At 64.9% G+C, this 9,505-nt stretch carries 7 protein-coding genes and 1 pseudogene; 2 read left to right on the forward strand and 6 right to left on the reverse strand.

The genetic code is table 11. The features are described from left to right. The coding region (gene tnpA, locus V5A53_RS10280) for an IS200/IS605-like element ISHma12 family transposase (RefSeq protein WP_332313520.1) at positions 1–313 on the reverse strand (313 nt) is incomplete at its 3' end. Positions 314–540: 227 nt separating this feature from the next. On the opposite strand from tnpA, the gene V5A53_RS10285 reads away from it, so the two are divergent. Then, a complete protein-coding gene (locus V5A53_RS10285; protein ID WP_332313521.1) occupies positions 541–2,391 on the forward strand; it encodes a S9 family peptidase in 1,851 nt (616 codons plus the stop codon). Positions 2,392–2,667: 276 nt separating this feature from the next. Here V5A53_RS10285 and V5A53_RS10290 read toward each other — a convergent pair whose 3' ends face one another. Then, on the reverse strand, positions 2,668–4,644 hold the full coding sequence (locus V5A53_RS10290; protein ID WP_332313522.1) for an AMP-binding protein: 1,977 nt from the start codon (positions 4,642–4,644) through the stop codon (positions 2,668–2,670). Positions 4,645–4,763: 119 nt separating this feature from the next. On the opposite strand from V5A53_RS10290, the gene V5A53_RS10295 reads away from it, so the two are divergent. Beyond that, positions 4,764–5,354 carry a GNAT family N-acetyltransferase gene (locus V5A53_RS10295; RefSeq protein WP_332313523.1) on the forward strand — a complete coding sequence of 197 codons (591 nt, stop codon included), beginning with the start codon at positions 4,764–4,766 and terminating at the stop codon, positions 5,352–5,354. 23 nt (positions 5,355–5,377) lie between these two features. Here V5A53_RS10295 and V5A53_RS10300 read toward each other — a convergent pair whose 3' ends face one another. From V5A53_RS10300 to V5A53_RS10315, 4 genes and pseudogenes are all read right to left on the reverse strand, one after another. Further along, on the reverse strand, positions 5,378–6,541 hold the full coding sequence (locus tag V5A53_RS10300) for a DUF5305 domain-containing protein (RefSeq protein ID WP_332313524.1): 1,164 nt from the start codon (positions 6,539–6,541) through the stop codon (positions 5,378–5,380). Between the two features lie 43 nt (positions 6,542–6,584). Continuing rightward, complete coding sequence (locus tag V5A53_RS10305; protein WP_332313525.1) at positions 6,585–7,715, reverse strand: signal peptidase I; 1,131 nt, start codon at positions 7,713–7,715, stop codon at positions 6,585–6,587. A gap of 85 nt (positions 7,716–7,800) precedes the next feature. Beyond that, positions 7,801–8,670, reverse strand: coding sequence for a hypothetical protein (locus V5A53_RS10310; protein ID WP_332313526.1), 870 nt, complete (start codon positions 8,668–8,670; stop codon positions 7,801–7,803). 66 nt (positions 8,671–8,736) lie between these two features. Next, positions 8,737–9,505, reverse strand: a pseudogene (locus V5A53_RS10315) (hypothetical protein); the annotation flags it as partial.

Consider the following 9,505-nt stretch of genomic DNA (forward strand, 5'->3'; position numbering starts at 1 on the left):
CGCCCCACAGTTCGGTCTTCAGTTCGTCCGCGTACTCGTTGCGGATACGGCGGGCAGTCGCGCCCTTGACCGTGTTGATAAACTTCACGAGGTCTGTGGTCGGTTTCGCTCGGAACAGGATGTGAACGTGGTCGTCCTCTCCGTCGAGGTTCGTCAGTTCGACACCGTAGTTGTCCGTGAACCCGCTGATGACCTCGTGTATGAATTGGGTTCGCTCCTCGGTTAGCACTCCGCGCCGATACTTTGTGGTGAGTATCAGGTGGTAGTGCAGGGAATACGTCGAGTGCGCTCCCGAGTCGAGGTCGTACCCCATTAGGTTCATCCAATACTATATTACCCTACTGCAAGAACATTGCGATTGCGTGGGCCTGTAGGCCTGTCACCGAATTGTGTATGAATACTGTACGGCGCTGTATCCCCTCCCTACTCGCGCCTTCGGCGCTCGTTGAGTAAGGGGGCTTAGCGCCTCGATTCAGCTAAAGCCGTGGGATTTTCCTCGGCCGCGACAGCCGAACCGATATTATCCACGGACCCCACGGCATGGACGTGTACGACATCGAACGGTATCTCAACATCCGGAGCGCCTTCGGGGCCTCCTTTGCCCCCGACGGCACCCTCTCCTTCCGGATGGACACGACCGGAACGCCGCAGATCTGGACGCTGACCGACCCGGCCGAGTGGCCCGAACAGCGCACCTTCTACGAGGAGCGGGTCACCTTCGCCTCGTGGTCGCCCGAACGGCAGGAACTGGCCTTCGGGATGGACGAGGGCGGCAACGAGCGCCAGCAACTCTTCCGTCTCGATGCGGACGGCCGAGTCACGAACTGGACGAACACGGACGCGAAACACCGGTGGGGCGGCTGGAGCCACGACGGCGACCGCTTCGCCTTCGCCTCGAACCGCCGGGACGAATCGGTCTTCGACGTCTACGTGCAGGACCGAGGCGCGACGGGCGACGCCGCCGAGATGATTTATAAGGGTGACGGCTGGCTCTCGGTGGCCGGCTGGTCGCCAAGCGACGACCGCCTGCTCGTCCACGAGGCCCACACGAGTTTCGACCACGACGTTCACGTCCTCGATATCGAGTCGGGCGAGATGACCCACCTCACCGACCACAGCGACGAGGAGATCCGGTATTCGAGCCTCTCGTGGGCCCCCGACGGCGACGCGCTCTACTGCTGTACGGACCTCGGCGCCGACACGCTGTATCTGGCCCGCCTCGACGCCGAGACGGGCGAACTGGAGACCGTCGAAACGGGCGGCGATTGGAACCTCGACGGCATCGCCTTGGACGACGAGACGGGCCGACTCGTCTACTCCCGGAACGTCGACGGCTACACCGAACTGACCGTCGGCGAACTCGCCGGGCCGACCGATATCGACGAGTTCCCGGACCCCGACATCCCGGCCGGCGTCTCCGGGGGCGTCGCCTTCGACGACGACGCCGACCGCTTCGCCGTCACCGTCACCGCGGATACGGTCAACACCAACGTCTACGTCGTCGATTTCGAGACGGGCGAGGCCGAGCGGTGGACCCGCGCGCCGACCGCCGGCATTCCGTCGGAGACGTTCGTCGAAGCCAATCTCGTCCACTACGAGACCTTCGACGGCCGCGAGATTCCGGGCTTCCTTTCGCTGCCTCACGAAGTGCCCGAAGGGGGTGGTGAGCGCGAGGGAGCGCGATCCTCGTCGGACGATGAATCGTCCGACGGTGCCCCCACAATCGTCGACATCCACGGCGGCCCCGAGAGCCAGCGGCGGCCCTCCTTCTCGCCGACCAAGCAGTACTTCCTCGCGCACGGCTACGCCGTCTTCGAGCCGAACGTCCGGGGGTCGACCGGCTACGGCCGCGAGTACACCCATCTCGACGACGTCGAAAAGCGGATGGACAGCGTCGAGGACGTCGAGATGGCCGCCGAGTGGCTCGCCGACCGGCCGGAGGTCGACGGCGACCGACTCGTCGCCAAGGGCGGCTCCTACGGCGGGTTCATGGTGTTGGCGGCGCTGACCGAACAGCCCGAACTGTGGGCCGCCGGCATCGACGTCGTCGGCATCGCCAACTTCGTGACGTTCCTCGAGAACACCGGTTCGTGGCGCCGCCACCTACGGGAGGCCGAATACGGCTCGCTGGACGAGGACCGCGAACTGCTGGAGGATATCTCACCCATCAACAACATCGAGGCCATCGAAGCGCCGCTGTTCGTCCTTCACGGCGCAAACGACCCCCGCGTTCCGGTCGGCGAAGCCGAACAGATAGCCGAGGAGGCCGAAGAACAGGGCGTCCCCGTCCGGAAGCTGATCTTCGAGGACGAAGGCCACGGCTTCACGAAACTCGAGAACCGCATCGAGGCCAACCGGGCCATCGTCGACTTCCTCGACGAACACGCCTGATCGGCAGAAAGTATATACTGTGTCAACCCATACCACACTCTAACGGAGGTGGTGTAGTAGTCTACCACCACACATCACCCACGAACCACACAGCATCGAAACACGATTAGGTCGACCCCTCGCTTCGCTCTCCCACCCACATGGGTGGTCCTTTTGCTCACACCCAGTACAACCGCAAACGTTCGCCGAAAGACCGCCGTCAGAAGTAGCGGTCGGCGATGCGGTCGGCGGTCCGGAGTGCGTTCGCACAACGACCGACGCAACCGAAAGGCCGGGTTATCGCGCGTCCTCGATCTCATCGAGCGCGCCGGGGTTCTCGATGGAGGACATATCGCCGAGGTCCTCGCCGGTGTAGGTCGCCTCGATAGCCCTGCGGATGATCTTGCCCGACTGCGTCTTGGGGAACTCGTCGACGAACAGCAACTCACGGGGCTTGAACGGCTTGCCGTGTTCCTCGCCGACCTTCGCGCGGAGTTCCTCGCGCAGGTCGTCGCTTTCCTCGTAGCCCGGTTCGAGGACCACGTAGGTGACGACGGCCGTCCCCGTGGTGTCGTCGGGCACGCCGACGGCGGCGGCCTGATTGACCGCCTCGTGTTCGATGAGGGCGCCCTCGATCTCGGCCGGTCCAACCTTGCGGCCGGCGACGTTCAGCGCGTCGTCAGCGCGGCCGTGTAGGTACCAGAAGCCCTCGGCGTCCTTCTGGGCCCAGTCGCCGTGGTCCCACATCGGCGGGTCTTCGAACGACGACCAGTACTCGTGGAGATACCGGTCGTCGCCCTGCCACAGCGACTTCGTCATCGACGGACAGGAATCACGCGCGACGAGGTAGCCGCGCTCGTTGTCCTCCTTGATAGATTCGCCCGTCTCGTCGACGATGTCGATATTCATCCCGAGTCCCGGCCCGCCGAGGGTACACGGCTTCAACGGCTGGTTCGGCATCGGCATCAGGAAACACCCGAAGATCTCGGTCCCCCCGGATATGTTGATGATCGGCGTGTCACCGCCGCCGACCTCCTCGTAGAACCACATCCACGACTCGGGGTCCCACGGCTCGCCCGTCGAGCCCAAAAGCCGCAGACTCGACAGATCGTGGCCTTCGACCCACTCGTCGCCCTGCTTACGAAGCGCCCGAATCGCCGTCGGCGAGATGCCGAACTGCGTGACGTCGTGGCGGTCGATCATCTCCCAGAAGCGGTCCGGATTGGGGTAGTCCGGCGCGCCCTCGTACATCACCATCGTCCCGCCGAAGGTATGCGTCCCGATGAGTTGCCACGGCCCCATCATCCAGCCGATGTCCGACACCCAGAAAAACCGGTCCGACGGCTTCAGGTCGAACCCGAAGTACACCTCCTTTGCTGGCTGGACCTGCCCGCCAGCGTGGGTGTGGACGATTCCCTTCGGCTTGCCCGTCGTCCCCGACGAGTACAGCAACATCGACTCGTCAGAGGAGGCGAGTTTCTTGGTCTCGTAGTCGTCGTCCTGTTCGGCGACGGTGTCGGCCCAGTAGGCGTCCCGACCGTCCGTCAGCGGCGGGTCCGAATCCTCGAAGCGCCGGTAGACGACCACGTCGGTCACGTCGTGGTCGGCCTCCTCGATGGCCTCGTCGGCGGTGTCTTTCAGCGTCACCTCGTCACCGCGGCGATAGAAGCCGTCGGCAGTGAAGAGCACGTCCGCCGCGGGGTCCTCGATACGGGTCGCGGTCGCCTCGACGCCGAAGCCCGAGAAGATGGGAACGACGATGGCGCCGGCCTTGAAACAGCCGTAGAGGATCGAGATGACCTCCGGCACCATCGGCATGTAGAGGGCGACGGTATCACCCGTCTCGACGCCGACCGACTCGAGGTAGTTGGCCACCTGATTCGACGTGCGCGCGAGTTCGTGATAGGTGAAGTTCCGCACCTCGCCGTCCTCGCCCTCCCAGAGGCAGGCGACCTTGTTTCGGGTCTCCGACCCGCGGGCGGCGTGGCGGTCGACGGTATTGTGGGCGATGTTGAGTTCGCCGCCGGGATACCAGTCGGTGAACTGCGGGCCGTCGGTGTCGTCCCGAACCTCGTCGTACTCCTCGTACCACTCGATACCGAGGTAGTCGGGCAGTTCGTCCCAGAACCACTCGATATCGGAGGTCGTCCGCTCGATCAGCTCGTCGTAGTCGGCGATGCCGTACTCGTCCATGAACGCCTTGACGTTGGTCGACTCGACGAACGCCTCGTCGGGTTCGTACACCACCTCGTCGAACTCCTCGAGAGACTCCATGTTGACAGTTGTTCGCACCCGGGGGCAAGTAGTTTTCTTCCGTCTATAAATAGAAAACCTATTTGTCGTTTTCACACGACAGGGGAACCGTTTTGCGTTACCCTCTCATAGGGGCGTCTATGTACGTCCGGGATGCACGCAACCGCGATGAGGCCTGGCTTTTGGACCACATCGAGGAGATGGGGCTTGACGAGACGGCATTCCGGTCGCGGGATTACGTCATCGCCGTCGACGAGGAGTCGAACGCCCGGGCCGGGTTCGGCCGAATCCGCGTCCACAAGGACGAGGAGGGCAACGAGGTCTGCGAGCTCACCAGCATCGGCGTGCTGGAGGGCTGGCGCGACCAGGGCGTCGGCGCCCACGTCATCGAACGCCTCGTCGACAGCGCCGAAGCCGAGGGGTTCGGCCACGTCTTCTCGCTGACGAGCGAACACGACTACCTCGCGCAGTTCGGCTTCGAGGGCGTCCCGAAAGACGCGCTGCCCGACCAACTGCAGCACCGCCTCGAAACCAAACGCGAGTCGCTCGACCCGGAGGCCGTCCCCATGCGCATCGACACCGACAGTTTCGAGATGCCCGACCCCCTCCGCGAGCGGTTCAAGCGAGCGGCCGAAGCCGAACCGCCCGAAGAGACCGAACCCGACGAGTCCGCCGAGGACTTCGGTATCGACCCCGACGACGCGACCTACAAGTACGATACCGGGAGCTGAACGGGCCGGACCCTCGGTCCGTCCTATTCCGACGCCGCCGTCGACGCGTCGCTTTCCGAAGTATCGCCGTCCTTTGCTGCGTCCATCTCGGCTCTATCGGTCTCCGTCTCCAGTACGTCTCCGTCCGCATCCGCGTCGTCGTCGACGTGGTCCGGCATGTACTCGTATCGGAGCGCATCGTCGATGACGTGGTAGGTGTCGTCGCTGGTATCATGGATGACGCGACGGTCGCTGTCGATGGCCGCGTCGACGAGGTCGGCGAGCGAGTCGACAGTCACCGCCTCTCGGCCCCGGACGCTCTCTGGGACCCGACCGCTCGAGATCCATTCCTCGAACTCCTCGCGTTCGGCCTCGGCTGCCATCGCAGTGCGTTCGGCCTCGCTAACGGCGAGAGCGCCCTGATTTCGGGCGACGCCGAGCGCCGCAAGGCCCAGCAGCGACAGCAACAGTATCACCGGGCCACCGAGGCTCCGAACGGGACCGTAGCTCCGTTCGACGGTCACGGTCCCGGTGTGGGGGTGGCGTTCGGTTTCCCCGCTCGGTGCGTCGACGGAGTAGGTGTCGCCACCGGGGTCGACGGTCATCATGTAACCCGCTTCGTGACTGGCGTCGGAACCGCCGGCGGTCCCGGCCGCAGTGACGTTCGTGACGATTCGAACCTCCGTCGACCCCGGCGACGCGCCGAGGTCCTCCTCGATGGCGTCGATTCGCGCGCGCACCGCCGAGATGTTCAGGGCGAACGTCGTCGTCGCCGTTCCGTCGGGACCGATCGTCGTCGACGTCTCGTCGAGCGAGTCGGTCACCGCCCAGAACACCTCACCCTCCTCGCCGACCGACCGGATCACGAGCGTCGTCTCGGCCTCGACGTCGAGTTCGCCGCTGCCCGCGAAGCCATAGCGAAACCTCCCGTCGAGTTCCGGCGCGACGTTCGTGTAGTAGACGCTCCGGTTTTCGAGCGTCGTCCCGACCGGAAACACCCGGTTTTCCTCGGTGACGGTCGCCTGGTGGTCGTACCCGGCCGTCGACTGCCACGCGCCGACCTCCTCGGTCCGCGTCTCGGTACCGGGGTCGACGTGCGTGGTGTAGACGGCCGCCGCGCCGGCCGCCCCGACGACGAGCAGCGCCACGACTGCGACGACGAAATATTCATCGAGCAACGCTCTCGCACGAACCCCCCACGTATCCATCGTCTTTCCGATTATCACAGGGAAATAAAAGGGTTGCCACCGCTCACAGCCACGACCCCCGCGAGCGCTCCCGCGTCCGGATCGGAGAGGTCCCGACCACCAGCAGACCGACCGCGAGGAAGGCACCGCCCATCACGGCGCTTGTCACGACCGTCGGCAGCCACGGATGGACGCCGTAGAGCCACGCGACGAGCCCGTAGGGGAGCACCGCGAAGTACCGGTGTTCGGTGACGTACTGCGGATAATACCCCGTCTCCGGCGGCGCCTGAAGGGTTACCGTGACGTTTCGCTGTTCGCCCCGGTCCATCCGCATCGACCGGGGTTCGACGTCGACGTTGCTGCTGGCTGGCGAGTAAAAGGCGTAGACCGGCAACTGGCCCCCATTGAGCGCGGGATAGGTCAGGTTGCTCTCCTCGCCGGTCGGCACCGTCGTCGGGTTCTCCGAATCGAAGGAGGCACTGACCATGCCGTACTCCTGGGTGTCCGACATCGCCACCATCGTCCCACCCGAAACGAGCGCGAGGAACACCGCCATCGCGAGGACCAGCCGCCGAGGGTTATAAACCCCCTCGCGGTTCCGACTGCGCTCGACGACTCGTCCCCGCCGCTCGTCGTCGAAGAGGAATCCGAAGACCAGCACCGCGAGTCCGATGCCCGACAGCAACAGCGCCAGCCCCTGCGTCCCGAGGAATGCCCGCGTGCCGAACAACTGCGCCAGTCGGAACTGCACCCCCTCGATGGCCCCCCGCATCGTCTGGGCGACCGTCCCGAGTTCCGGGATGACGACGACCTCGCCGTTTACCTGCAGGGCGACCGCGACGATCTGGCCGTCGGTCACCGGCGGCTCCTGGCCGTCCTGATCGGTGAAGGGATTGGCGTCGCCGCGCGTGATGTAGCCCGCCTCGGTCTCGCCGACGACGCGGTGGGTCGTCAGCCCACCGCCGTTGAGGTTCTGGGCCTCGAAGACCACCACGTCACCCTCTTCGATGTCACCGGCGACGGGCGAGGGAATCGCCACGAAGCCGTCGCCCGGCTCCATCGTCGGCTCCATGCTCCCCGTCTCGACGAACGACAGCAGTATCGGCTGGCCGAGCGCGGCGCCGGCGATGAGGGCGACGAGCACGACCACCAACAGCAGTTCCACCCCCCGGGTGGCGTAGGCTCGAAGCGACACGTACCGGAAACCTCGTCGGCGATTGGCAAAAGCGTTTCACCGGGGGAGTTTCACCGAGAAGAACACCCTCGGCCGACCTGCGCGGTCACACCCACGCCTCGCCGCCGGGGAGCCGAACGCCGACCTCGATTGTCACGTACGTCGCGACGAACGCCAGCGCGTACCCGAGCAGGTGGACATAGAGGTTGACGACCGTCCCATCGCCCGCCGAGTCGGCCGGAAACGCCACGAACGGGAACGCCACGAAGGCCACCACGGCGACGGTGAACAGCTCGAAGTGTCCCGTCATGCCCGCCGCCGCCCGAACGTTCGACCGGAGCCGCGTCCGCCCGTCGAAGGCCGGCAGGGCGTACAACAGCGCCGACAGCAACGCCGCCACCGCGAGGCCGGCGGTCACGAGCGACCGGACGCTCAACATCGCCGCCAGTGCCAGCCCGACGAAGAACAGCGCCGGCGCGAGCGAGCGATTCGCGCGGACGTCGACGTCGAACTGCGCCTCGACGTAATCCGCCAACGCGATCGGTAGATAGCCGACGAACGCCAGGAGGACCCCCGAAAAGCCGTAGCCGACGCTCGGGCGGACGAACGCGAGGTTCAGATACGACAGTGCGACGGGGAACACGACGAGGAAGACGGCGAAGGCGACGAAAAACCGCCGCCGGTGGCCGCCGAGGGCGCTCAACACGTACGCCAGCGGCGCGACCAGCAGGTAGCCGCCGACGTTCACCAGCAGATGCATCGAATCGAGATGGACGAACGCCGACGTGTAGGCGGTCAGCAGCGTGGGGTCGGTGTAGGCGAAGACCAACGACTCCCGGGTCGCAAGCGGCAGCGAGAAAACCCAAACGAGGACGAGCGGGACCGAAAGCAAAAGCGCGATGTCCCCCAGCCGTGTGCGTTTTCGGAGCACGCCGAGGAAGCAATCAGTTTTCGATATCCCACTCGTTTCTACCATCACTGTCGGATACGGAACGAACGCGTTTAAACTGTCATCGCGTATCGGCCGCTGAAACGAGGGGAGCTATTCCTCGTTTCGTCGGCGTCGAGCCAGAGCGAACAGCAGCAGAAGTCCCCCAAGAATCGCGAGGAGCCACAGCAGGGACGATGGTTCGAGTCCGGCCTGCTCTCCGGTCAGGTCCTCGGTCGGCGTCGGCGTGCCAACTCCCGGCATCGTAGTCGGCGTCGGCGTGCCAACTCCCGGCGTCGTAGTCGGCGTCGGACTGCCCGGTTCCGAACCTCCGCTGTCGGTCTCTGTGTCCGTTTCCGTCCCCGGTGTGGTCTCCGTCGGTGTTCCGGAGTCAGTCTCGGTTTCCGTCCCGGAACTGTCGGAGTCATCCGATCCGTCAGTATCTGAGGATTCGAACGTCGCAGTCGAGACTCCAGGGTCGAGTATCGCCTTCACGTAGACAGCATCAAGCGTGACCTCGTCAGTCGCGCGAGTGTCGACGCGCATCGCTATCGCCATCGAGTCGCCAGGCTGCATCAACACGCCGCCATCTTGACTCTCAACCGTTCCCTCACCCGGGACGTAGAACTCGACGGCCTCGCTGTCGTGGGAAATCCAGACGGTCGCGTTGCTCTGCTGTTCGAGGACGTTCTCGACGGTGAACACCGGGCCGATGTCGGTGACAGCATTGGGGTTGACACCCTCGGCGTTCAGGTTCGGGTTCTCCTCGGTGAGGATGATCTGAATTTCGCCCGTCTCGTCGTCGATCTGCGTGTAGGTTCCATCCTCGCCCGCAAGGTCGAGTTCGAGGACATCGGTTTCCTCGTGGGAAACAATATCGGGG

Source organism: Natronomonas sp., from assembly GCF_036625485.1.
Lineage (GTDB): Archaea > Halobacteriota > Halobacteria > Halobacteriales > Haloarculaceae > Natronomonas.